23 protein-coding genes are annotated in these 23,339 nt (G+C 66.8%); 10 read left to right on the top strand and 13 right to left on the bottom strand.

Translation table 11 applies throughout. The annotated features are described in order from the left end of the window. Positions 1 to 122 precede the first annotated feature (122 nt). The 4 genes from LPA46_RS09785 to LPA46_RS09770 form a co-directional block, all read right to left on the bottom strand. The gene (locus tag LPA46_RS09785; protein WP_230892359.1) at positions 123 to 728 is read right to left on the bottom strand and encodes a restriction endonuclease; all 606 of its coding nucleotides are present in this window, start codon (positions 726 to 728) and stop codon (positions 123 to 125) included. A gap of 102 nt (positions 729 to 830) precedes the next feature. After that, positions 831 to 2,537 carry a YcaO-like family protein gene (locus tag LPA46_RS09780; RefSeq protein ID WP_230892358.1) on the bottom strand — a complete coding sequence of 569 codons (1,707 nt, stop codon included), beginning with the start codon at positions 2,535 to 2,537 and terminating at the stop codon, positions 831 to 833. 72 nt (positions 2,538 to 2,609) lie between these two features. After that, the gene (tbsP, locus tag LPA46_RS09775; protein ID WP_230892357.1) at positions 2,610 to 3,428 is read right to left on the bottom strand and encodes a transcriptional regulator TbsP; all 819 of its coding nucleotides are present in this window, start codon (positions 3,426 to 3,428) and stop codon (positions 2,610 to 2,612) included. Between the two features lie 97 nt (positions 3,429 to 3,525). After that, a complete protein-coding gene (locus tag LPA46_RS09770) occupies positions 3,526 to 5,604 on the bottom strand; it encodes a hypothetical protein (protein WP_230892356.1) in 2,079 nt (692 codons plus the stop codon). 104 nt (positions 5,605 to 5,708) lie between these two features. Between LPA46_RS09770 and glyA the strand changes: the two genes are divergently transcribed. From glyA to LPA46_RS09755, 3 genes are all read left to right on the top strand, one after another. Beyond that, positions 5,709 to 6,956 carry a serine hydroxymethyltransferase gene (glyA, locus tag LPA46_RS09765; protein ID WP_230892355.1) on the top strand — a complete coding sequence of 416 codons (1,248 nt, stop codon included), beginning with the start codon at positions 5,709 to 5,711 and terminating at the stop codon, positions 6,954 to 6,956. 172 nt (positions 6,957 to 7,128) lie between these two features. Then, entirely contained in the window at positions 7,129 to 9,948 is a 2,820-nt protein-coding gene (locus tag LPA46_RS09760; protein ID WP_230892354.1) for a PKD domain-containing protein, read from the top strand. Between the two features lie 126 nt (positions 9,949 to 10,074). Next, positions 10,075 to 10,968, top strand: a complete 894-nt coding sequence (locus LPA46_RS09755) for a bifunctional methylenetetrahydrofolate dehydrogenase/methenyltetrahydrofolate cyclohydrolase (protein WP_230892353.1) — start codon at positions 10,075 to 10,077, stop codon at positions 10,966 to 10,968. 19 nt (positions 10,969 to 10,987) lie between these two features. On the opposite strand, the gene LPA46_RS09750 is transcribed toward LPA46_RS09755, so the two are convergent. Beyond that, positions 10,988 to 11,695 (bottom strand): DUF7117 family protein, encoded by a 708-nt coding sequence (locus tag LPA46_RS09750; RefSeq protein WP_230892352.1) that lies wholly within the window; start codon positions 11,693 to 11,695, stop codon positions 10,988 to 10,990. A gap of 48 nt (positions 11,696 to 11,743) precedes the next feature. Continuing rightward, positions 11,744 to 12,667 carry a glycosyltransferase gene (locus tag LPA46_RS09745; protein WP_230892351.1) on the bottom strand — a complete coding sequence of 308 codons (924 nt, stop codon included), beginning with the start codon at positions 12,665 to 12,667 and terminating at the stop codon, positions 11,744 to 11,746. 173 nt (positions 12,668 to 12,840) lie between these two features. On the opposite strand from LPA46_RS09745, the gene LPA46_RS19115 reads away from it, so the two are divergent. Genes LPA46_RS19115 through LPA46_RS09730 form a run of 3 tightly spaced genes read left to right on the top strand, consistent with a single transcriptional unit; the run spans position 12,841 to position 14,418 of the window. After that, positions 12,841 to 13,290 carry a DUF7528 family protein gene (locus tag LPA46_RS19115; protein WP_442908232.1) on the top strand — a complete coding sequence of 150 codons (450 nt, stop codon included), beginning with the start codon at positions 12,841 to 12,843 and terminating at the stop codon, positions 13,288 to 13,290. Positions 13,291 to 13,321: 31 nt separating this feature from the next. Continuing rightward, a complete protein-coding gene (locus LPA46_RS09735) occupies positions 13,322 to 14,233 on the top strand; it encodes a DUF1028 domain-containing protein (RefSeq protein WP_230892349.1) in 912 nt (303 codons plus the stop codon). Positions 14,234 to 14,271: 38 nt separating this feature from the next. Continuing rightward, positions 14,272 to 14,418, top strand: a complete 147-nt coding sequence (locus tag LPA46_RS09730; RefSeq protein WP_230888933.1) for a hypothetical protein — start codon at positions 14,272 to 14,274, stop codon at positions 14,416 to 14,418. Positions 14,419 to 14,728: 310 nt separating this feature from the next. Here LPA46_RS09730 and LPA46_RS09725 read toward each other — a convergent pair whose 3' ends face one another. From LPA46_RS09725 to LPA46_RS09715, 3 genes are all read right to left on the bottom strand, one after another. Next, entirely contained in the window at positions 14,729 to 14,935 is a 207-nt protein-coding gene (locus LPA46_RS09725; protein WP_230888932.1) for a cold-shock protein, read from the bottom strand. Positions 14,936 to 15,065: 130 nt separating this feature from the next. Further along, positions 15,066 to 16,658 (bottom strand): SLC13 family permease, encoded by a 1,593-nt coding sequence (locus LPA46_RS09720; protein WP_230892348.1) that lies wholly within the window; start codon positions 16,656 to 16,658, stop codon positions 15,066 to 15,068. A 64-nt stretch (positions 16,659 to 16,722) separates the two neighbouring features. Next, positions 16,723 to 16,968 (bottom strand): hypothetical protein, encoded by a 246-nt coding sequence (locus tag LPA46_RS09715; protein ID WP_230892347.1) that lies wholly within the window; start codon positions 16,966 to 16,968, stop codon positions 16,723 to 16,725. Positions 16,969 to 17,143: 175 nt separating this feature from the next. On the opposite strand from LPA46_RS09715, the gene LPA46_RS09710 reads away from it, so the two are divergent. Together LPA46_RS09710 and LPA46_RS09705 are read left to right on the top strand one after the other, a co-directional pair. Next, complete coding sequence (locus LPA46_RS09710; RefSeq protein ID WP_058983503.1) at positions 17,144 to 17,422, top strand: PadR family transcriptional regulator; 279 nt, start codon at positions 17,144 to 17,146, stop codon at positions 17,420 to 17,422. 2 nt (positions 17,423 to 17,424) lie between these two features. Continuing rightward, entirely contained in the window at positions 17,425 to 17,667 is a 243-nt protein-coding gene (locus LPA46_RS09705; protein ID WP_230892346.1) for a hypothetical protein, read from the top strand. On the opposite strand, the gene LPA46_RS09700 is transcribed toward LPA46_RS09705, so the two are convergent. Then, positions 17,668 to 18,825 (bottom strand): AI-2E family transporter, encoded by a 1,158-nt coding sequence (locus LPA46_RS09700; RefSeq protein ID WP_230892345.1) that lies wholly within the window; start codon positions 18,823 to 18,825, stop codon positions 17,668 to 17,670. It abuts the gene before it with no gap. Positions 18,826 to 18,931: 106 nt separating this feature from the next. Between LPA46_RS09700 and LPA46_RS09695 the strand changes: the two genes are divergently transcribed. Together LPA46_RS09695 and LPA46_RS09690 are read left to right on the top strand one after the other, a co-directional pair. Continuing rightward, positions 18,932 to 20,236, top strand: a complete 1,305-nt coding sequence (locus LPA46_RS09695; protein ID WP_230888927.1) for an MgtC/SapB family protein — start codon at positions 18,932 to 18,934, stop codon at positions 20,234 to 20,236. A gap of 65 nt (positions 20,237 to 20,301) precedes the next feature. Next, entirely contained in the window at positions 20,302 to 21,678 is a 1,377-nt protein-coding gene (locus LPA46_RS09690; protein WP_230892344.1) for a class-III pyridoxal-phosphate-dependent aminotransferase, read from the top strand. On the opposite strand, the gene LPA46_RS09685 is transcribed toward LPA46_RS09690, so the two are convergent. The 3 genes from LPA46_RS09685 to LPA46_RS09675 are packed head-to-tail and all read right to left on the bottom strand — an operon-like array spanning position 21,679 to position 23,253. After that, on the bottom strand, positions 21,679 to 22,089 hold the full coding sequence (locus LPA46_RS09685) for a plastocyanin/azurin family copper-binding protein (RefSeq protein ID WP_230892343.1): 411 nt from the start codon (positions 22,087 to 22,089) through the stop codon (positions 21,679 to 21,681). 58 nt (positions 22,090 to 22,147) lie between these two features. Beyond that, entirely contained in the window at positions 22,148 to 22,462 is a 315-nt protein-coding gene (locus tag LPA46_RS09680) for a hypothetical protein (RefSeq protein WP_230888924.1), read from the bottom strand. Between the two features lie 56 nt (positions 22,463 to 22,518). Next, the gene (locus LPA46_RS09675; RefSeq protein ID WP_230892342.1) at positions 22,519 to 23,253 is read right to left on the bottom strand and encodes a DUF6612 family protein; all 735 of its coding nucleotides are present in this window, start codon (positions 23,251 to 23,253) and stop codon (positions 22,519 to 22,521) included. Positions 23,254 to 23,339: the final 86 nt, after the last annotated feature.

Below are 23,339 nucleotides of genomic sequence, written 5' to 3'. Positions count from 1 at the left end.
CGTTGTGTCGGCTTCTTTCCGTCCACGTTGTCGAGAGCGTCTTGCAATTCCTCGACGGAGATCTCGTCGAGATGATTCACTAGCTACTGCAACTGTCTCTGAGTAAAAAGTTCTACCGGTTACTATAGGTCGAGCCCATCAACTTCTGTCGCTACGTACACCCACGGCTGGGACTTCAGGCCCGCGCTACCACTCCTCTTCTTCAGGTGATCTCGAAAGTAGTCTTGTGGTTCAACTATCGTGCCCCCGCCGAGTTCAACCGACCCATAGCTATCAATCTCTGGATCGCTACTACCAAGCTGAAGTGTATCGCTTTGAGAACCGTTTTCTTCCGGAGCCAGATTCAAATCAACGCCCGTATCTGAAATTTCCCGGACTAATTCACGGCCATCGTACGTTTCCACACGGAGATCGTCCGCGAGCGATTCTGCTTCGTCTGTAAACTCCCCAGAAGTGACGACGACGACTGCGTTGGCGTCAGGAACCTGCTGGTAAAGAGTCGCATACTCTCGAATTTGTTGGCTTCCGACCTTGTTCTTTCCAGTGTACCGTTTAGCTTGTATCACTTCCTTCCAACCCGCACCGACTTTCTCCGCTTCGATGTCGACACCGCGGTCCCCACTTTGCTGGCGGAGATTCGTCTCGAATCCTTTCGCTTCCCAGAGCGATGCGATGGCCTTCTCAAAGTCGTACGGGTCGAGCTCCTGTAGTTGCTCCAGAGAGACCATCAATAGCTTGAATCCGAATTAGACGGTCGTCAGATTATACTTTTGGTCGGAACACCAGCATTTCGTGAAGACGCACCAGATACCGAGGGGATAGGCTTGGAATCAGGGGAAGGGGTGGAACGGCTTGTCCAACCGCGCCTGAAAGCCGAGTTCACGGGGAACCTCACGCGCACGCTCCCCGAAGTACGATTCGTCGACGAACAGCGGCTGGGCTTCCGGGACTAACACCCGCACGGCCTCGAAACCCGCGTCCTCCAAGTCACGAGTCGTGAGGCGGGCGGCGTAGGCGTCGAGGTCGGCGTCCGCGAGCGCGTCGAGGACGGCGTCGAGTTCGTCGGTTCCCTCCGGGGGTTCGGCGGGGCCGACGTCGCTGGCGGGGATGGTCGTGTCGGGGTCGACGAAGCCACGGACGTCGCGGGGGAAGTCGGCGTACTTGCCGATAGCGCCATCCTCCGTGGCGGCTTGCTCGGGGCCCATCGCGCGCAGTTCCATCCAGTTCTGGAGGGCTTCGCAGAGCGCGTCGCGGGCGGCGGCGTCGGCGTCGAGGTCGGCGGCGGAACCGAGCGCGAATCGCGGCCACTCGTCGCGGTGGACCGCGACCGCGACGACGGGGACGTCGACGTCCTGCGTGCACAGCAGCGCCGTAACGTCCAGATTCTCGGCGCTCGCGCGGCGTTCGAGCTCGTCGAATTTGGGGTCGTCGACCTGGAGGCCGAGCGGGTCGAACGTGGAGTACCACGACAGCATCGTGGCGTCGCGCTCGACTGTCTCGTAGAGGCCCGACAGTACTGCGCCGACGCCGGAGTTGCCGAGGCCGAGGCCGGTCGTAATCGTTCCCGGTCGTTCCTCGGGTGGCGGGAAGACGACGCGGTCCGCGGGGAGCAGCGCCGCGTCCTTCGAGGCGAGGTTTTGGCCGCGCACCCACTCGATTTCGTCCGCCTCGCTGCCCGCATCTTCGGGGCGGATGAAGCTCTCTGGTGGGACTGCCTCCTCGTGGTCGACGGGCGCAGTCTCGAAGTCGTCGGTGCGGTAGACGCCGGCAGCGTACCGCTCGAACCCCTCGCCGACCGCTTTCATGTAGGCGGTGTTCCAGTCGGCGGCGACGCCCGCTGATTGCGTCGAGGCTTCGGCGTCGCTGAACGGCGACGTGTCGGTGCCCACGGCGAGGTAGTACGGCGCGGGGAACGACTCTCGTTCGCCGACCGCCGAGAGCACGCCGACGCGGTCGTCGACGAGTGGTTCGGCGGCGGCGAGCGCGTCGTCCAGCGACCGCTCCTCGTCGCTCAACGGGAGGTCGTCGTTCGTGCCGTCGTCCGCGCACGAGCAGTTCGGGACGGGCGCGAGCGTTCGCTCGGCGTGCGGGAGTTCGAGGACAGTTCCAGGTGCGGCGTCCCCGCGGAGCGCGTCGACGGCGAGGCGGCCGGCGTGCGCGCCGGCGAGCCGTACCGCACTCCGGTCGGCGCTCGGCGATTCCGCCGGTTCGTGGCCCGTCGCGGTCACGCGCGCCGCCAAACATTCGAAACACGGCCCCTCCGGAGCGAGCAAGGAGACACCCGCGTCGACGTCCGCGAGCGGGCGGCCGCCGAGCCCGCCGACCTCGACGGTGAGCAGCGGCGTGTCTCCGCTTCGGGCATGCTCATTCGCAGTGCCGAACCCGCCGGAGCCGGAGCCGGCGACGCCGACGACGACGGCGAAGTCCGCGTCGGCGACGCCAGCGACGTCCGTGGCTTCGACAGCGGCGTCGACGTCCGCGAGCGCGTCTCGGATGGCTTCGACGGCCGGGCCGTCGCCGACGACGGCGACGGTCACGGCGACTCCTCCAGTAGCATAGCTACGGGGTGGGGAGACGAGGGGAAAACTGTGCGGGATTCGGTGGACGGCTTACGAGAGGACGGACTGGGCGACGTTCGCGAGTTCCGCGGGCGGCGCGTCTTCGAGGCGCTCGTCGGCGAGCTTCAGACGGAGGCGCGGCCGACCGACGTCGATGGGGACCTTCTCGGTGTCGATGAGACCGAGGTCCTCGAGCTTCGTCTTCGTGCGGGAGAACGTCGCTTTCGACGCGATGCCGACGTCCTCGCCCCACTTGCTGATGTCGTAGAGGAGTTCGCGGTTCTTCGCGGCGACCAGCAGGCTGACGGTGACCTCGTCGAGGCCGTCGCCGTCGCCGCGGGCGGTCTCCATGGATTCGAGGACGCTCTCGAAGTCCTCCTCGACTTCGGGGCTGATGTCCTCGTCGAGCGTCTGTCGGACGCGGTCGATGGCGGGCGTGCGGAGCGTGAACTGCTCTGCGTCGGCCCAGTCGTCGGCGACGGCGTCGTAGGCCGTTTCGGCGAACTCGGCGTCGTCGGTGGTGAGACCGCCGACGAGGCCGCCGACCTCCACGAGCGCGACCGTGCGGTCCTCCGTGACGAGCATCGACGAACGTGCGTCGCCGTCGAACACGCGCAGTTCCAGCACGTCGGCTTCGACGAGGTTCGCGGCGTTGCTCGCGACGATGAAGTCGTCCATCACGTCCTTCAGCGTGCGCTCGTCGCCGAGCAGTCGGATTGATGGGAGCTCCCCCTCGTAGGCGTTGGCGACGTCGACGAGTTCCTCGACGGTCTTGCCGGCGGGGTTCACGACGAATAGCTCGCCGGGTTCGGCGTCGAGGACGGTGCGGACGACGTCGTCCACGCTCGTCCCCAGTAGATTCTGTGACATCTCTGCGTGGGTCTAGGGTCACGACGTATTTAATTTTACCGGACAGCGAGCCAGTAAAACCGCGGGAACCGCGCGCTATCGGCGACTTTCGCCCGTTTCACGTCGTAGAAGCGTTCGGCCGGAGGAGCGCTGCCGCCTCGTCGGACCAGTAGAACTCGCCGTCCACGACGACCGGGTGGTCGGCGTCCGCGAACAGTTCCGCGAGTTCGGCCGAAGGGAGTTCGAACTCAGTCGGGTTCCCGCAGAGTCGCGGGCCCGACGCGGCATCTGCGTCGACGTCGTACCAGCAACCGTGGCCGTCCGCCGCGACGTACTCGTAGGTCACCTCGCAGACACCCGTACCGTCGCGTTCGACGTGCGCGACCTTCGCGCCGTCGCCGTCCGTCCGGGAGAGCGTCTGCATGCCGTCACCGACCACCGCGTAGTCTTTCCCCATCCGGATACGCCGGCGCGCGAGCCGGAGTGCCGTCTCGATGGGGAAGCCGTGGACCAGCAACTCCGCGAACGCAGTGCCGACCTTGGCGGCCTGCTCGTCCAGCACTTTCCGTAGCGTCACCGCGCCCGCGACGCTCCCGCGCTCGACGAGGTCGACGCCCTCGTAGTACGACCCGCAGGCGTTCAGGAAGAACGTCTCGACGTTCGTCTCCGGGACGTCGTCGACGGCAAGATTACCGTCCGCACAACGCAGTCCCTCGACCTCGCAGTGGCCGATGTAGTGGAGGAACTCGTAGTGGTCACCGAGTACGCTCGCGAGCTCCTTCCGGGTGAGGTCCTCGAAGAAGGAGACGTCCATCGGCAGCGACTCGGCGTGCGCCTCGTAGACGTCCGCGACCGCCTCGTGCTCGCCGGTCATGCTGCGGTCGTTGAGCACCACCGCAACCGACAGCTCGTCGGTGGACTCGCGCTGGAAGTCGAGGTGATTGTGGTAGGCCTCGGGCTGGCTCTTGAACACGTCGATGGGCGTGCCGTCGGCGAGCCAGCCCTGCCAGCGGCCGTCACGGAGTTTCGGCTTCAACATCTCGACGGTAGCGACGGGACCGGGCGGCCCGCGGTAGAAGTCGTCGAGCGTGCGTTCCAGCAGCTCCTCGCTCTCCAACGCGGCGGTTTCGGGCGGGTAGACGAGCGCCAGTCGATCGAGGAGGAACGGTAGTGTTTCGACGTGGTCGAGGTTCGGCGAGACGTGCATCGAGAGGTGCCACTCCGGGAGGTCGTCGGCGACGCGCTCGAAGGGCGCGTCGAGGTACGTCGCGAGCCGGTCGGCGGGTGTCGCGTCGTAGGCCGCGACCGGGTCGACATCGACGACGTCCAGCAAGTCGTGCTCGGCGAGCGTCACGTCGACGGGTTCGTGAGTGGGAACCGCGCGCCGCTGCTCGGGCGGGACGGCCGTGCGGACGAGGCAGTCCAGCCAGAACGCGCGCGCCAGCAACTGCGGCACCTCCACGGTCAGCGCGTCGAAGGTGTAGTTGACACCCGAGTCGGGCGCGCGAAGTCGCGGCGTCACGCCCGCGTCGACGGTGACCGCCGCACCGAGGTAGTACGCCAGCGGCGCCGCGACGAACAGGTCCTCCAGCGACCGCGGGAGCAGGAGTTCGATGCCGGTGTCGGGCGTCTCCGCGGCGACCGTCTCGGGCACGTCGACGGTGTCCCCGAACGCGAATTGTGGTGGGTGGCAGCGCTGGTGCCACGCCGACCGGTCGGGAGTCGTCGTCCGATGAGCGGCTGCTGCGTGCGTCACCGCAGTCGCGACGCCGTCCAGCGTCTTCGGGATAGTGATGGTTTCCGTGGGGGCGCGGACGTCGCTCCGGAAGCCGATTGTGACGTCCGTGGGTTCGTCGAAGGCGACGTCGAGTTGGTCGCCCTGCGCCACGACGGCGGGCCCGTCGAAGCCGACGAGCACGTCGACCGCACCGCCGGCTTCGAGGACGTACTCGCCGACGTCGAGGCGGCGGCGTTCACCCACACCGAGCGAATCGGCACGAGCGCCAGCCGCGAACACCGACGCGTCGCTGGTGGGGACGGAAAGCTGCGTGGCGATGCCGGAGGTGGTGGCGTCCGCTGGCCACGCGAGCGTCCGCCCCCTGCTGGCCTGCCGCCAGTCGGGCGCTCGCACCGTCACTTCGTTCCCGGCCGCGTCGGCCGCGGACACCCCTGTTCCGGTTTCCTCCCACTGAATCACGCGGTCGAGACGTACTGCCAGTGGGCTTATATTTCTATCGAGAGCCGAGGGTGAATTATGGCAGGCTCGGTAGACTTATGCCGCGCGCACCGGCCACTCTAGGCATGAGCTACGACGACGTCCGGGACGTCGACCCGGCAGTCGCAGACGCGCTCGTCGGCGAGCGCCACCGGCAGAACGAGACGCTGGCGATGATTGCCAGCGAGAACCACGTCAGCGAAGCCGTCTTGGAGGCCCAGGGCAGCGAACTCACGAACAAGTACGCCGAGGGCTACCCCGGCGAGCGCTACTACGGCGGCTGCGACTTCGCGGACGATGTCGAGGAACTCGCCATCGAACGCGCGAAAGAACTGTTCGGCGCGGACCACGCGAACGTCCAGCCCCACAGCGGCTCGTCGGCGAACATGGGCGTCTACTTCGCGGTGCTGGAGCCCGGCGACAAGATTCTCTCCCTGGACCTCACGCACGGCGGCCACCTGAGTCACGGCCACCCCGCGAATTTTGCGGGCCAACTGTACGACGTCGAGCAGTACGAGGTCGACGCTGACACCGGCCGCCTGGACTACGACGCGCTCTTCGAGAAGGCCGAGGAGTTCGAGCCGGACATGATCGTCTCGGGGTTCTCGGCGTACCCCCGGGAGGTCGAGTGGCACAGCATTCAGGAGGCCGCCGACGCCGTCGGCGCGTACCACATGGCGGACATCGCGCATATCACGGGCCTCGTGGCGGCGGGCGAACACCCTTCCCCGGTCGGCGTCGCGGACTTCGTGACCGGGAGCACGCACAAGACGATTCGCGCGGGCCGCGGCGGCATCATCATGTGCGACGAGGAGTACGCCGGCGACGTGGACTCCGCAGTGTTCCCGGGCGCGCAGGGCGGCCCGCTGATGCACAACATCGCGGGGAAGGCGGTCGGCTTCAAGGAAGCGCTGGACCCGGCGTTCGACCAGTACGCCGCGCAAGTCGTACGAAACGCGGAAGTACTCGGTGAGACGCTCCAGGACCACGGCTTCTCGCTGGTCTCGGACGGCACGGACACCCACCTCGTGCTCGTTGACCTCCGCGACTCCCACCCCGAGGTCTCCGGCGGCGACGCCGAGGAAGCCCTCGAAGAGGTCGGCATCGTCCTGAACGCCAACACCGTGCCGGACGAGTCGCGGTCGGCGTTCGACCCGTCGGGCATCCGCGCCGGCACGCCCGCTCTCACGACGCGTGGGTTCGACGAGGACGCGATGGAGACGGTCGGTGACTGCATCGCGAAGGTCGTGGACAACGTCGGCGACGCCGAAGTGTACGCCGAGGTCGCCGCGACCGTCGAGCGCCTCTGTCAGGACCACCCACTGTACGAGTAATCCGACTGTCGCCAGCCACCTCACTTGGTTCTGGTAGGAGTACGAATAAATCATCGGTGTAGGCAGTCGCTTTCGAGTGGTTTTCCAGGTCCATTAGAGGTACCAGTAGGGTGACGAATGTTGGCTGACGGCCACTCTTCTTTTCCGGGGTCCGAGTGAGGAAATCTGCTGCATGGCGCGACACAGACAAATCGCAGTACTAGTCGTCGTGCTGCTCGTCGGCGTCACACACCCGGTCGGTGCGGCTATGACCGGTGGAGTCGCCGACGGCCCCGAGACCAGAGGCACAGTCACCGCGGACGCGACCGTTGAACTAAACCTGACAGCCGACCCGGCAACGGCGGAGACAGGGTCGAACGTGACGTTCCACACCGTTCGGAACGACACCGGTGAACCCGTGAACGCCACGGTCACTGTAGCGAACGAGACGCTCGCTACGGGCCCCGACGGGAACGTCACGTGGACGGCGACGAACGGGACGTGGACGGCGACTGCGTCGAAGAACGGAACGATGGAGTCGTACGTCAACGACACCACGACCGTCCGCGTCGCCGAGCAGGTCGCCGACCTCTCCCTGCAGGTCAGCGATTCGTCGGTGACCACCGGCGACTCGGTCACGTTCACCGTCAAGCACCCCGCGACGAGCGCGTACGTCAACGCCACGCTCCGCGTCGGCGACCGGACGTTCCGGCTCGGTGACGACGGGAAGCGCGTCGTGTCGTTCCCCGACGCGGGCACGTACGACGTGCTGGCGTCTCGTGAGCGTACCGCGGATACCGTCTACCGGAACGCGTCGGCGACGGTGACCGTCGAGAAGCGACGCGCCGACCTGAAACTCTCCGCGTCGAAGACGAGCGTCACGCCCGGCGAGGACGTGACATTCACGGTCAAGAACGCAGATACGTCCAACTACGCGAACGCCACGCTGCGCATCGCCGGTGACACCTATCGCACGGGTGACGACGGGAAACTCGTGTACGCCTTCCAGCAGGAGGGGACCTTCGAGGTGGTCGCCGAGAAGGCCGACACGGCGGGCACGAACTACGTTAATGCGAGCGTGAACGTCACCGCCGAGCGTGCGGAGTCGAATCTGAAACTCTCCGCCAGCGAGACGGCCCTGCGCCCAGGCGAGTCCGTCACGTTCTCCGTGAAGAGCAGCAAGTCCAGCGAGCACGTGAACGCGAGCCTCCGCCTCGGCGACGAGACGCAGTGGACGGGTAGCGACGGCACGCTCACCCACGCGTTCGACGAGGCAGGTGACTACGCGGTGGTCGCCTCGAAGCCGGCGACGCTGTCAACGACGTACGAGAACGACACCGTCGACGTCACCGTCGAGAAGCGCGACGAACCGCTCGCGCTGTCGGTGAGCGAGTCGACCGTGCGGCCGGGCGAAGCGGTGACGTTCACCGCCAAGAACGCGTACACGTCTAACTACGCGAACGCTTCACTCGCCATCGTCGACAACACGTACCGAACGGGCGCGGACGGCAAGCTCACGTACGCGTTCGAGGAAGAAGGGACGTACGAGGTCGTCGCGAACAAGACGGACACACTCGGGTCGGACTACCACAACGACACCGAGAACGTCACCGTTGAGAAGGCCGACGTCCCGCTCGACGTCTCCGTCAACACCACGAGTCCGCGACCGTGTGAACCCGTGCAGTTCGTGGTGAAGCGCGGCGACACCGGCAACTACGCGAACGCCACCGTCTCCGTCGCGAACCATACGGTCACGACCGGCGAGGACGGCACCGTCGTGCTGTCGCTCGGTGTGGCAGGCGAATTCGCTGCGACCGCGTCGAAGGACGACACGTTCGCGACGGAGTACCGCGACGACACGGTCGCGCTCACGTCCGAGCGGGAGACGGTACCGTTGTCGCTCTCCGCGAACCGGACCGGGCCGCGGCCCGGGCAGCCCGTGGAGTTCACCGTGAAGGACGGCTCCAGTGGCAACGTCGTGAACGCCACACTCCACCTCGGGGACGAGACGGTCGTCACGGGCCCGGACGGCACGGCGACGTACACGTTCGCCGAGCCGACGGCAGTGACGGTGAACGCGACGAAGAACCAGACGCTGTGCACCCGCTACCTGAACGGGTCGGTGAACGTCACCGCCGAGCGCGACGTCATCGAGGTGAAGGTGATGACGAGTCGCGCCGAGCAGATGGTGACGTTCAGTACGAACGACCACAACAGCGGGAACGCGATTCACGCGCGGCTGGTCGTCCGCCCCACGAACAACACGACGTTCTACAACCATAGCGTCGTGAACCGGTCGTACTTCCCGATTCGGAACGGTACTGGTGAGGATGGCCTCTGGTCCCACGAGTTCGACGTCGAGGGGAACTTCGAGGTCGTCGCGTACCGGAACAACACGACCGGCTACACGTTCACGACCGACCGTGAGGTCCTCGACATTCCCGGGCCGACGACGGTCACCGGGAACGAGACCGACGCCCTGGACGCGACTGCGCATGCGAACGACACGACTGCTGCGTTCCGCGCGACCGTCTGGGACGACCGCACGCGCGTTGCGGTGAACCTCACGGACGCGACGCCGGACAACCGAACGGTCGCGAACGTCACGTTCGGACCGACGGCAGCGACGAACGCGACAAACGTCACGAGCGTCGAAGTCGTCGGGAATACGACGAACGAGAACCTGACCGGGAACACCTCAGACGTGAACGTCACTGTGGCTGGCCCCGCGAACGAGACACTCGGCGGGGCGGCCGAGTTGACGAACGCGTCGGCCGTCCAGTACGTGAACCTCTCGGTCGACGGCTGGACGTCTGCAACCGTCGAGAACACGACGGTGCGCTTCTCGGTCGGGAACGCCACGCTCCCCGAGGGCGCGAACGCGACCGACGTGACGCTGTACCGCTACGCGAACAGTACGTGGTCGCCGGTCGAGACGGTTCACCTCGGCGACGGCCACTACACCGCGACGCTGTCCGGTGACGGGCCGCTAGCGGTCGCGGTCGACGACTGAGTCGACTGGTGGCTGGGAGGCCACCGGCGGCTGACGTAGCCACTTCTATGCATACTTTCCTGAGGTTCCCCGCGTGAGTATGCACGAACCGCCGAATTGAAGGCGGGCGAGCGCGGAAGTCGCGGCATGACCAGCATCATCGACGGGAACGCCGTCGCTGCCGACGTCCGTGACAACCTCGCCGAGTCCGTAGCGGCGCTGAAGGACGCCGGTGTGACGCCGCGACTCGCGACCGTCCTGATGAACGACAAGCAGGCCAGCGAGACGTACGTCTCGATGAAACAGCGCGACTGCGAGGAAATCGGTATCGCCGCCGAGGACATCCGCATCGACCCCGACGCCCCCGCCGAGGAACTCTTCGACACGGTCACCGACCTCAACAACCGCGAGGACGTCCACGGTATCCTCGTGCAGGACCCGACGCCCGACCACGTCCCCGACGAGCGCGTGCTCTCCGCGGTCGACCCCGCGAAGGACGTCGACGGCTTCCACCCCGAGAACGTCGGGAAGCTCGTCGCCGGGAACGCGCGCTTCAAGCCCTGCACGCCCCACGGCATCCAGAAACTCCTCGCGAGCGAGGGCGTCGACACCGAGGGCAAGGAGGTCGTCGTGGTCGGTCGCTCGAACATCGTCGGGAAGCCGCTCGCGAACCTCCTCGTCCAGAAGAGTGAGGGCGGCAACGCCACGGTCACGGTCTGCCACAGCCGCACGGAGGACCTCGCCGCACACACGCGCCGCGCGGACATCGTCGTCGCGGCGGCCGGCGTCACCGAACTCGTGGACGGCTCGATGCTTTCGGAGGGAACCGTCGTCATCGACGTCGGCATCAACCGCGTGGACGCCGACACCGAGAAGGGCTACGAGCTCGTCGGCGACGTGGAGTTCGAGAGCGCAAAGGAGAAGGCCAGCGCCATCACGCCCGTTCCCGGCGGTGTGGGCCCGATGACGCGCGCGATGCTGCTGTACAACACCGTGAAGGCCGCCGGCGAACAGACCGGAACGGACGTCGAACTCCCGTAGGCCGGCGAGCCGATTCCACTCAGGCGAGCGCGTCGAGGCGGGTGCGCGCCCGCTCGACGCCCGACTCGTCGCCGCGGAGCGCGTCCGCGATGGCGCGCGCTGCTTCCACCAGTCGTTCCGCGTCCTCCGGAGACACGTCGCCGTCCAGCGCGTCGACGCGCTTGGCGTGGTCGCGGAGGCGTTCGAGCAGTCCGCGCTCGGGTTCCGGTACTTCACCGTCGCAGTACGTCCGCACGTCCGCGCGGTAGGCGTCGACTGCCGCCGCGTACGCCAGCCCGCGAATCGCTCGCAGGGATTCGGGTACCTCGTCGGGCTTGGGCCGGTCGCCATCCTCCGCACCGTTCAACAACGTGAGCACGTAGCGTTCGGCCTCGTCGCTCGTCCGGAGCGCGTCCCCGAGCAGGACCGCCGCGCGCCGGAGTTCCTGAGCCGCGAGGTACGTGTCATCGAGATCGAGCAGGTCGCCACCCGAGACGAACCCCCGGGACTGGCAGTAGTCGCGGCACGCGTCCGCCGCGGGGTCGAGCGCACCGCGAAGGTCGCCGTCCGCGGCGGCGTCGCGGGCAGCCGAGAGGTCGAGGTCGGCGTTCCCGTCCGTGTGCGTGCTGCGCTCGCCGATGCCGACGCTGCGCATACTCCCGCAGTCGGGGCACTCGACGCTCCCGGTCTCGTAGTACGACCACCGCGTCCCACACGATTTGCACTCCCGTTCGCCGCGCACGTCCATACTCGGGTGTTGGGCGTCGCGGGGCAAAACCCCCGTGCATCGGGCTCGTTACTCGTCGACGCGCTCGACGACTTCCACGTCGAACTTCCCGCGCCAGCGGTAGCGCCGGCCACCCCAGACGAACGTCCGGCGGGCGTGCGCGTACACACCGAGCGGAATCGCTGCCAACACTGTGGGGTACGCGAGAATGGCAGTCCATCGCCGAATCCCGAACGCCGCGTAGACGCCCGCGACGAGGGCGGTGAGGCCGGCTGCGGCGTACAGCGGTACGAGCAGGCAGGCGAGGAAGAGCGCGAGCGTCACCAGCGCGACGACGACGTGCCCGCTCGGGTCGTGCGTGGCGACGATTTGCGTGAACCGGACGTGGCGTTCGAGCGTCTGCCGGAACGTGCCGCCGATTTCGACGCGGCGAGTGCGTCGCAGGGGTGTGACGTCGAGGCGCTCGGCGAGCAGGCCGTCGTCGCTGACCGTCCGGCGGAGGTCTGCGAGGAACGCGTCGACGTCGAGGTCGTCGCGCTCGAAGGCGACCGCGCCGGCCCAGGCCTGGTCGCCGACGTAGACGCCGAGCGTGCCGCCGAGCGCGTAGACGGGTTCGAGCAGCGTCGAGAGCGGGTCGCGCCCGACGAAGAACGGGAGTTCGGAGACAGGACCGTAGCGCTCGTAGTCTGCATGGAGGCCGTCGAGCCAGTCCGGTGGGTGGTGGAAGTCGTCGTCGGTCCACACGATGCGGTCGTGTGCGGCGGCTTCCATGCCCGCAGCGATGGCATTTGCCTTGCCCGAACACCCCTCGGGCTCGCCCGCGAACACGAGGTCGGTTTGCTCGGGGAGGTCGTCCACGCGGTCGGCGACGGGGTCCGCCTCGGTGTCGCAGACGACGAGTAGTTCGTCCGCGGGGCCGAGCTGGGCGGCCACCTCGTCGCAGGCCGAGGTCCACTCGACGGTCGGCAGCAGGACGCTCGTCGGCGGAGCCATACGCCGATATTCCGGGAGTCGGGTGAAAAATCGAACGGGCGAGTGCGGTCGGACAGCCGGCATCTGTCCCACCACCGGAGTTAACTATGAGTGCCTGCAACGGTCTCCCACGATGCCGAGTCAGAATCTGACGACGCCGGCACTTGAGGATAGAGTAAGCCACGGCGACGTGGCTGGTCGAGAAATCCGACCGCTCGCCTGATTTCTCCGTCGAGCGCCGCGGCGGCTGGGTCGCCGTCACTGTCGGCGACGAAGAACTGCTTCTCCCCCGCGAGGACGCCGCCGAGCTCCGTGACTCGCTGGACGACGCACTGACCGCTCGAGAGACGTTCATGAACACTGTCGGCGTGCACCGCGCGGACGGTAGTTACGTCGTGGAGCGCCGCGGCGCCGACTCGTCGGGCAACCGCAAAGTGTTCGACTCCTTCGACGCGCTGGAGCGACTCTGCCAGCGCCTCCCCGCGGAGTTCACTGCCGACGATCTCTCCGCGAGCGGGCTGACGGCGGGCCGCCGACACATGGTGTTGTGGCACCTCGCCGAACACCCCGCGTTCGACGTCTCGCTGGCGAGCCGGCAGCCGTTGACCGCCGAGAAGACGGCAACGGAGGTGGTCGAGCCGTAGGCTTTTGCCTGCGGCTGGCTACCTGCCGGCCATGACGTTCTCCATCGTTGCGCGCGACCCGGAGACCGACGCGGTCGGGGTCGCCGTCCAGTCGAAGTTCGTCGGCGTGGGCGCGGTCGTCCCGTTCGCAAGCGCCGACGCGGGTGCCATCGCCACGCAGAGTTTTGCGAACGTCGCGTACGGCCCGGACGGCCTCGACCTGCTACGCGAGGGGTACTCGGCCGACGAAGTCGTCGAGCAACTCACCGAGGACGACGAGGACGCCCCGCAGCGACAGGTGGGCGTCGTGGGGCAGGACGGCTCCGTGGCCGCGTTCACGGGCGACGAGTGCTTCGACCACGCCAGCGACCGACAGGGCGAACAGTACACCGTGCAGGGGAACATCCTCGAAAACCGTGAGACCGTGGACGCGATGGCCGAGACGTTCGAGGCGACCGAGGGTGGCCTCCCGGAGAAACTCATCGCGGCGCTGCACGCGGGCAACGAGGCGGGCGGCGACCAGCGTGGCGAGCAGTCTGCCGCGCTGTACGTCGCGAAACCCGAGGGCGGCTACGACGGCAGGAACGACCGCTGGATAGACGTCCGCGTGGACGACCACGACGCGCCCATCGACGAACTGGAGCGCGTGTTCCGCGTCTACGACGTCACGCTCCTCGAACGCGAGGACCCCGAGGAGTACCGCGAACTCGACGGCGACACCGCCGAAGCCGTCGAGGGAGCGCTCGCCGACCTCGGCTTCTACGACGGGACGCCATCCGGCGAGTTCGACGAAGCCGCTCGGGACGCGCTCGAAGCGTTCCGCGGGATGAACAACTTCGAGAACCACGACCTCGATGCGCTGGAGGATGCGCTCGCTCGCGGTTGGACGGTCGCCGAGGGGGACGGCGAGGAGCGGCTCGTGAACGCCATCTGGCACGGGCTCTCGCGTCTCGACCGGAAGTAGCGCGGCATATTGATACGGCCGGCGTTCCGACAGTCGGTATGCGAAGCGAGGAGGAAATCCGCGAGCAATACGAGTTTCTCGTCGAACAGCTCGAATCCGAGGAGATGAACCACGAGGGCGTCCGCGAGATGTTCACGTACTACCGACGGGCGCTCGGCTGGGTGTTGGAAGAAGAGCACATGTAGCGGCAGCCGTTACTGCCGGGGATAGGTTTATTATCGTCGCCCGTTTTGACCCAGGTGACGCTTCGCTTTGGAGGGCCGAAGCGTCAGCGGGGACCAATTCAGGGCGGCTGCGGGGCCGGCTTTTCCGGCTCCGCATCCTTTTCCGTTGTACAACGCTCGAAGCGGCAGTACTGTGAATTCGTCTCACCAGGCGCTCCAGAGATGGTTCTCGTCAGTATATTCGGTTACGTACAGAGCGCGTCAGCTCGGCCGTATCGTCGTCTGAAAAATTGGAGTGTCGGATGTCGCTGTGAACGACAGGTACGTCGTATTACAGTCGGACGACGTTCGCTGCGCGAGGCCCCTTGGGCGAGGACTCGATGTCGAATTCGACCTCAGTACCTTCGGTGAGGTCTTCGCCGCCGACGTCTTCCATGTGGAAGAACACGTCTTCGTCGTCGTCGAGGTCGCCGTCGTCAGTCGTGATGAAACCGTAGCCGCCAGTGTCGTTGAAGAAGTCAACCTTACCTTCTGCCATTACAACCAAACAGAGGCGCGATACACGGATAACCGTTCCGAGAGGATGGGTAGCACGACTGCCACGAGGTCGAATTCGTCGCGATTGCTCGAAGACGCCGGAAGACGAGGCGTCGAGTCGTCGGGCTGCGCTACCAGAGGAACATCGGCCAGACGAACTGGAACAGCAGCCAGATGAACACCGTCAGTACCGCGGTCATGAGGAGGTTGAGGACGACGCCGGCGCGCATCATGTCGCGCTGTTCGAGGTACCCCGAGCCGAACACGATGGCGTTTGGGGGCGTCGCGACCGGGAGCGCGAACGCGAAGCTCGCGGCGATAGCGCCACTCACCGCCAGGAAGATGGCGGCGGACTCCTCGGCGAGGCCGAGCGTCGCAGCGAGGATACCACCGATAGAGACGAGCACTGGCACGATGATGGTGGCAGTGGCGGTGTTGGAGGTCATCTCCGTGAGGAAGATGACCAGCAGGACGACAGCGGCGACGATGACGACGATGGGGAGGCCGGTGAGCGAGCCGAAGATGGACTCGGCGATCCAGCGTGTCGCGCCGCTGTTGGCGAACCCGGAGGCCAGCGAGAGGCCACCGCCGAAGAGGAGGATGGTCCCCCAGTCGATGTCGACGAGGTCCTCCCACTCGGTGGTGTCCGCGAGCACGAGCGCGGGGATGGCGTAGAGGCCGACCATGACGTAGTACAGCAGTCCCTGATAGCCGCCTTCGGTGCCGAACAGCGTCGGGCCGCTGCCGCCGAACAGCGTGGTGTGGAGGACGTTCGCGGTGTCGGTGCTGAGGCCGACGGTCTCGAAGAGCCACCAGACGGGGCCGCCGAGGCCGCCCAGAACCCACAGGCCGGCGGTCGCGGTGAAGATGTACGCGACGCGGCGGCCGCGCGTGCTCAGTTCGCCCTCCTCGCGAAGGTAGCGGCGTGCTTCCTCGCGTGCGCCACTGACGTCCTCGATTTCCGGCGGGAACAGCCGGAACGTCAGGACGTACCAGACGATGGGGAGCGTGACGACGACGATGGGAAGGCCGATGAGCAGCCAGTCGGCGAACCCGATTTCGTAGCCGAGCTGGTCGTTGAGGACGCCTGCGACGACGGCGTTCGGCGGCGTCCCGATGAGCGTGCCGACGCCGCCGACGCTGGCACCGTACGCAGTCCCGAGGAGGGTGGCGACCTGGATGTTCGTCGTGGGTTCCCCGTCACCGGCTTCCGTGAGTTCATCGCGGCCGACGACTTGCGCGAGCACGCCGACCGCGATGGGCGTCATCATCGCGCTGGTGGCGGTGTTCGAGACCCACATCGAGAGTACCGCGGTCGCGATCATCACCGCGAGGATGAGCTTGCGGGGACTGGACCCCATGCGCGCCATGATGTACAGCGCGATGCGGCGGTCGATGTCGTACTTCTGGAGCGCGTTCGCGAGCATGAACCCCGCGATGAACAGGAAGATGAGGTGGTCGGCGAACGGCGCGAGCGCGTCGTCGAGGTCGCCGAACACCCCGAACGCGGTGAGCAGCGCGGGAATCGAGAGCGCGGTGACCGCCAGTGGGAGCGCGCCGGTCACCCAGAGGATGCCGGCGAACGCCATCGTGGCGATGGCGTACTTCCCTTCGAGGCCGAGGCCCTCGGGGGTCGGTGCGAGCGCGATGGCGGCGGTGACCGCGAGCGCGAGCGCGAACACCGCGAGTCGGCCACGCGTCGAGCGAACGTCCACCTGTATCATTGATACACGGGCAGTCGCCACTCCTATCGTTAATGATTAACGGAATTACTCTCGTCGCGGCGGCTCAGAAGTGCTCGACGATGGCGGCCACCTGCTCGTCGTCGAGTTCGGCCGCGTAGAGGTCGAAGAGGTCGCGGAGGCGGTCGCCGGAGAGCCCGCGGTTTCCACCCTCGAGCATCGAGACGTGGGCCTGCCGGAGGTCCGGAGCTGCGCGCTCGACGTCGCGCTGGCTGAAGTCGGCGGCGACGCGGAGGAGTCGCCACGCTGTCGGCGAGACGTCTGCGAGGTCGTGGGCGTCCACGCCGGCCATGTGAGCGTGTCGCTCGGCGGCCGGCATAAAGTCGGCGGGACGGCGGGCGATGCCAGTTCGAGTCACCGATATCGACATGTCACTTCGATACACGCCCGGTCGTTATCGGCAATCGGCACGCCAATCCCCTACGCTTATGCTTTCCGAGACGAAAGACGTAACGAGAGTAGGACATATGTATGACCTGACAGGGTTCCAGCGCGACCTCCTCTACGTCGTCGCCGGACTAGACGAGCCACACGGCCTCGCCATCAAGGAAGAACTCGAAGAGTACTACGAGTCGGAAATCCACCACGGTCGACTCTACCCCAACCTCGACACCCTCGTCGACAAGGGCCTCGTCGACAAAGGCCAACTCGACCAGCGGACTAACTACTACACGCTCACTCGCCGCGGCCGCCGCGAAATCGCCGCGCGCCGCGAGTGGGAACAGCAGTACGTCGACCTCGACTAGCTGTGGTCTCCTCGCGGACCGCCACCGCCGCCGTCGGCGTGCTCGCGAGCCTCGCTATCAGCGTCGCCGCGTGGGTCGTCTTCGATATCGCCGTCTTCTTCCTCGCAGTGCCGCTGATTCCGCTGCTGTTCCGACGACGCACCGAGGAACCCGCCGTCTACGAGTGCCCGGATTGCGGGTTCCGGACGCAGAATCCCGAATTCGCGTACTGCCCGCACGACGGCACCCGCCTCGAAGCGCGCTGACTACGACCCCCCGCCGTTCTCCGAATCCGACTCGAATTCCGAGACGTCAGTCTGTTCGCCGTCGTCGCTCGCCGTCAAGATGTCGCCCCCCAGCGCCTCCGGTGAAATCTCCTCGCCCGCCAGCAACTCCGGGAGCACGAGCCGGGCGAAGTGGACGACGAACACGAGCACGAGCGGGCCGAGGAACAGTCCGTACCAGCCCCACAGTAGCGGCCCGAAGACGTACGACAGAATCACCAGCCCGAGGTGGATGTCGCGCCCCGAGACGTACGGCCGCAACAGCAAGTCCGGCACGAAGTCCACGACGACCGCGGCGACAGCGACGAAGACGGCGACGAACACGTAGCCGGTGCCGCTCTGGTACGCAACGAAGCCGAGCCACCCGGCTAGCGGTATCCACACGAGTTTGATGCCGACGACCGGAACGAGGCTCGCGATGCCCGTGATGAGCCCGAACAACACGGGATAGGGGATGGCGATACCCGCCGGCGAGAACGCGTCCAGCGTCGCATACGACACCGCGGCGATGACGCCGGTGGCGAACGCGAAGACGATGTTTCCGAAGAAGACCGTCGAGAGGTCGTGGTCGACCGCCCGCGCGTACGCCTCTGTGACACCGCTGCCGTCCGTGAACCGACGCTGGAACCAGCCGCCGAGGCGGTGGTCGTCCCGGAGCAGGTAGAACGCGACGATGACGACCGCGAACAGGTGGACGAACAGCGTCCCGAGGAAGCCGACGTACTCCAGCGCGTTGCTCGCCGACGACGCCAGCGCTTCCTGTACTGACGGCTGGTTCAGGAACGCCTGCGGGTCCTGGACGATGGAGGAGACGTCGAGATACGGGTCGAGAAGCGTTCCGACCCGCCCGAGGTCGACGTTCTGGGCGTCGACGAACTGGTTGAACTCCTGGAGGCCGACGGCGGTGGTGTAGGCGACGACCAGCATCGCGGGGAGCGCGAGCGTCACGAGCGCCACCACCGCGCGGACCGTCGGCTGCTGTATCCACCGTTCGAGACGGCGGTAGACCGGTCGCGTCGCGTAGTAGATGAAGATGCCGAGCACGAACGTCCCGAGGAACGAGTAGACGGTGAACGCGAGCACGCCGCTGAGCACGGCAGCCACCACCCACCACGCGAGTCGACCGCGGTCGACGTCCATTACATGAGATTGCAGCGCGGCCACGCAAAAAGATTCGCCGGCCGTGCCCGGGTGGCAGCCTGTTTGAGCCCGCAAGTTTTTGCCCACCCACGATGAACGCCAGAGAGTGCCCGGAATCATCGAGTTGCTGGCGGACGCCCCGGTGGACAGCCGCGTCGTCCGGCTCGCGCTGTCGGTCGCGCTCGGGCTGTTCATCGGCCTCGAGCGTGAGTGGGCCCAGAAGGCCGCCGGCATCCGGACGTTCGCGCTCGTCAGCGTTCTCGCCACCATCTTCACCGAGGTGGATACAGAGCGTTGCGCGGACGCCGCGGGCGTCTGCCCGCCGTACCTCTCCAGCGTCGGTGCCGCGTTCGTCATTGTCGTTACGGGCGTGCTGATGGTCTCGGGGATGCGCAACGAGGACGAGGGGCTCCACCTGACGACCGCTGTGAGCCTGATGGTGGCGTACGGCGTCGGCGTGCTCGTCGCCATCGACGCGGTGCTCCCCGCGACGGTCGTCGCCGTCACCAGTTCCGTCCTGCTGGTGTTCAAGCGCGAACTCCACGGGTTCGCGTGGGGGCTCTCCCGGGAGGAGCTGCGCTCGACGTTCGAATTCGCGATTCTGGCGTTCGTCGTCTACCCGCTGTTGCCGGCCGGCACCGTCGCGCTCGGGTCGGGGCGGTACGCGGTCGAAATCGAGCCACGCGTCGTCTGGCTGATGGTCGTGTTCGTCGCCGGTATCGGCATCGTGAATTACGTCGTCGTGAAGACGTACGGCGGCCGCGGCATCGCCGTCACGGGGTTCTTCGGCGGGCTGGCGTCCTCGACGGCGGTCGTCGGGACGATGCTCGACCACGTCAGCCAGCGCACGGAGGCGGCGTCGTACGCGGTCGCGGGCGTCTTGCTCGCAAATGCCGCGATGGCGCTCCGGAATCTCCTCATCGTCGTGGTGTTCACGCTCTCGACGGGCGTGCTCGTGGCGGCGACGGTCCCGCTCGTCGTCATCGTCCTCGGCTGTATCGGCGTCGCGGCGGTCACCGCGGACTGGTCGACGCGCGTCGAGATGGAACTGGAGAGCCCGTTCTCAATGCGGAATGCGCTCGCGTTCGGCGCGATGTTCCTCGTCGTCGTGGTCGCGGGTGGGCTCGCGCAGACCCAATTCGGTTCCGCCGGCCTCTACGCGACCGCCATCCTCTCCGGCCTGGTGTCGAGCGCGGGCGCGACGACGTCCGCCATCGTGCTCTACCGGACGGGCGCGATTTCGGGGACGGCCGCCACCATCGCTGTGTTGCTGGCAACCGCCTCCTCCATCGGCGTGAAGGTCGCGCTCACCGCCGCCAGCGACAACCGCTCATTCGCGTACCGTGTCGCCGGATACAGCGCAGTTCTGCTCGTCGCTGGTGGCGTCGCGACCGCTGTCGTCGCGTTCTGACGGCCGGTGAAGTTTGCCCCAACCGTAACGAATCGCTTTTGTCGGCGGCCCGGGCAACCAGTAGCATGGACAGGGAGACCGCGGAGCCGAGCGTCCGGAGCCTGCCCGGCGAGAAAGCCCGGCAGTGGGTCGACTACCACCACGAGCACGCCGCACCCAGCACGTACGTCTACGAGTTCGTCTGGGACATCACCGAAGACGCCGCCGGCCCGTTCTGCCGGGACGTCGACGGTAACGTCCTCATGGACTTCACGAGCCACGTCGCGGCCGCGCCGTTCGGCTACAACAACCCCAAAATCATGGACCGACTGGAGGAGTTCGACGTCGTCGACCCCTCCAAGATTGCGGGCCAGGACTTCTACGCCAGCGGCGGCTGGCCACCCGAGGACGCCGACTTACCGACATCCACGCAACTACTTCACCGGCTCACCGATATCACCGAGGAGTACGGCCTGGACACGGTCTTCCTCTCGAATACGGGCGCGGAAGCCGTCGAGAACGCCATCAAAATCTGTTACGCGAACGGCGGCCACCGCGCGTTCACGTTCGACGGCGCGTTCCACGGGCGCACGCTCGGCGCGCTCTCGCTGAACCGTTCGAAGGCCGTCCACCGCACCGGCTACCCCGAAATCGGCGGCGTCGTCTCCGCACCCTACTGCGCTTGTGAGGGCGACTGCGAGTGCGGCTGGAAGACCAACGGCCCCGGTGGGAACGTCGTTGCGGACAAACTCCATCCCAAGCGCGGCGTCATCGACCCTGAGGAAGTGGCGTACCTCATCCTCGAACCCCAGCAGGGCGAGGGCGGCTACCGCGTCCCCAGCGACGACTTCGCCGACGACATCGCCGACATCCAACAGACCCACGACATCCCCGTCATCGCCGACGAGATTCAGTCCGGGCTCGGCCGCACGGGCGAACTCTGGGGCGTCGACCACACCAGCATCGACCCCGACGTCATCACGTCCGCGAAAGGCCTGCGCGTCGGCGCGACCGTCGCCAACGAGGATCTCTTCCCCGACGAGACCGGCCGACTCTCCTCAACGTGGGGCGCGGGCGACCTGCTCGCGGCCGCACAGGGCGTCGCCACCATCGACGCCATCACCAGCGACGGCGTGCTCGACAACGTCACCGAGCGCGGCCGCCAGGTCGAAGAGATTCTCGCCGACGACGCGCCCGGCTTCGTCGCCGACGTGCGCGGGAACGGCCTCATGCTCGGCGTCGAGTTCGACACCAAGGACCGCCGCGAAGCCGTCGTGAAGGCGTGCCTGGAGCGCGGGCTGCTGTTGCTCGGCTGCGGCTACAAGACGGTGCGCTTGCTCCCGCCGCTGGACGTCACGGAGCGCGAAATCGACGTCGCGATGGACGTCTTCCTGGATGCTCTCGACGACCCGAAGGTCACGAAGGCTGGACCCACTACGGGCCACAGCGAGGACGTCCAGTAACTACTCTTCGACGACGATTGCGCCGGTCATCCCCTGCGCCTGGTGGGGCGTACAGACGTACTCGTAGCGACCCGGCACCTCGAAGGTGTGCTCGAAGTAGAAGCCGCGCTCCTCGATGGTGTCGTGGCCCGACCAGTCGGCGTCCGCGGGCTGACTCGTCACGGCGACGTTGTGCGTCCCGGACAGCCAGACGAACCGCACGGTCGTCCCCGTCGAAATCGTGAGTTCCTCGGGGTCGAAGACGTAGTTCCCGTCGGGGCCGACTTCGACGACTTCCGTGCCCTCCGGAGCGTCGAGTGCGTCGACTTCGTCGTCGCTGCCGCCGCCACCGCCGAGACAACCGGCGAGCGCGGCCGTCGCGCCGATACCTGCGGTCGCTCGCAGCACGTCGCGTCGCGTTCGGTCTCGCATACCTCGTAGTCGGCGCGTCCGGGATTTAACAACCCCGCATTCTGTCGGCGGTCCAGCTTTAGAACTGGTAGCGGCGGTCGTCGTCGGGCTGCTGGACCGCGGCGCCGCCGGTCACGTCGTCGAACGTCATCCCCGAGAGATACTCGTCGTAGGTGACGTCGTACGTCGACCGCAGGTGGAAGTCCAGGCGCCCGGACTCGGTCGTCGACTGGAACAGCAGGTGAATCGCACGCCGCAGCAGTTCGTCCGTGTCGGCGTCCAGCGCCGCGCTCAGCATCGCCAATTCTTGGCGACTCTCGCGGTCGAGGAACTCGTAGTCGTCGAGGTCTTCGTACGCCAATTCGACGTCGGTTTCGAGGTCGTCGAGACTCATACGCGGGACGTGTGCTGGCGTCGGGATACGCCTTTCCGTTGCTCGCAGCGCCCGCGTCAGGCGACAGCGCGGCCGCGCGCGGCCTGGTCGGTGGCGGCGTCGGGCACCGAGATGTTCACCGGCTCGCCGTACTCCGAGAACGTGATCGTGGCGTTCGCGTCCGCGGTCTGCCCGCTGATGGACATCGTGAGGTTCATCTCGACCTGCCGAAGCCGGTGCGTGTCGTTGGCGACGTACATCCGGTAAGTGGCAGACTCGACGCCGACCCCGTCGAGCGCCTGTCCTTGCTGCTGGGCGACGACGGACTTCACATCCGACGGGTCGGGGTCGACCCGCAGCACGGTCGTCGCCACGCCATCCACGGTCGCCGCCCCCGCGACGGTGACGTTACCCGACTCCAGAAGGGCGCGCTGCTGGTCGATGCCGGTGCTCTCGTTCCACGGCTCCCGGTCCGAGAGGTCGCGGGTCTGCCAGATGCCACCGACGTTCACGTACGCCGTCGTGCCGTCGATGTACGTCGTCGTCTCCTGCCCGAGAACAGTCGCGTTCACGCGCGCTCGTTCGGCCTCGTGGTCGAAGACGCCGCGTTGGGTCATCGACAGCGACTGGCCGCTCGCAGAGACGTTCATCCGCATCTCCATGCGGTAGGTGTCGACGTCGGCCATCGCGTCCACGACGTCGCTCTGGAGTTGTGCGGCGTCCGCCGCGTTTTCGCCGTCCGAGAGGCCGGTACAGCCCGCGGTCACGAGCAACGCGGCGACGCAGACCGAGAGGAGGGCGTTCCGTCGCATCACGCCCGATTTCCCGTGCGCAGAACTTAATCCTCGCGGGCGTTCTCCCCGCCTGCAATTCGCGGCCGGCCGCGAACCAGCACCCC

This window comes from Halobacterium sp. KA-6 (assembly GCF_021029015.1).
In the GTDB taxonomy this organism is placed as follows: Archaea; Halobacteriota; Halobacteria; order Halobacteriales; family Halobacteriaceae; genus Halobacterium.
This window is presented reverse-complemented; position numbering and strand designations above follow the sequence as displayed.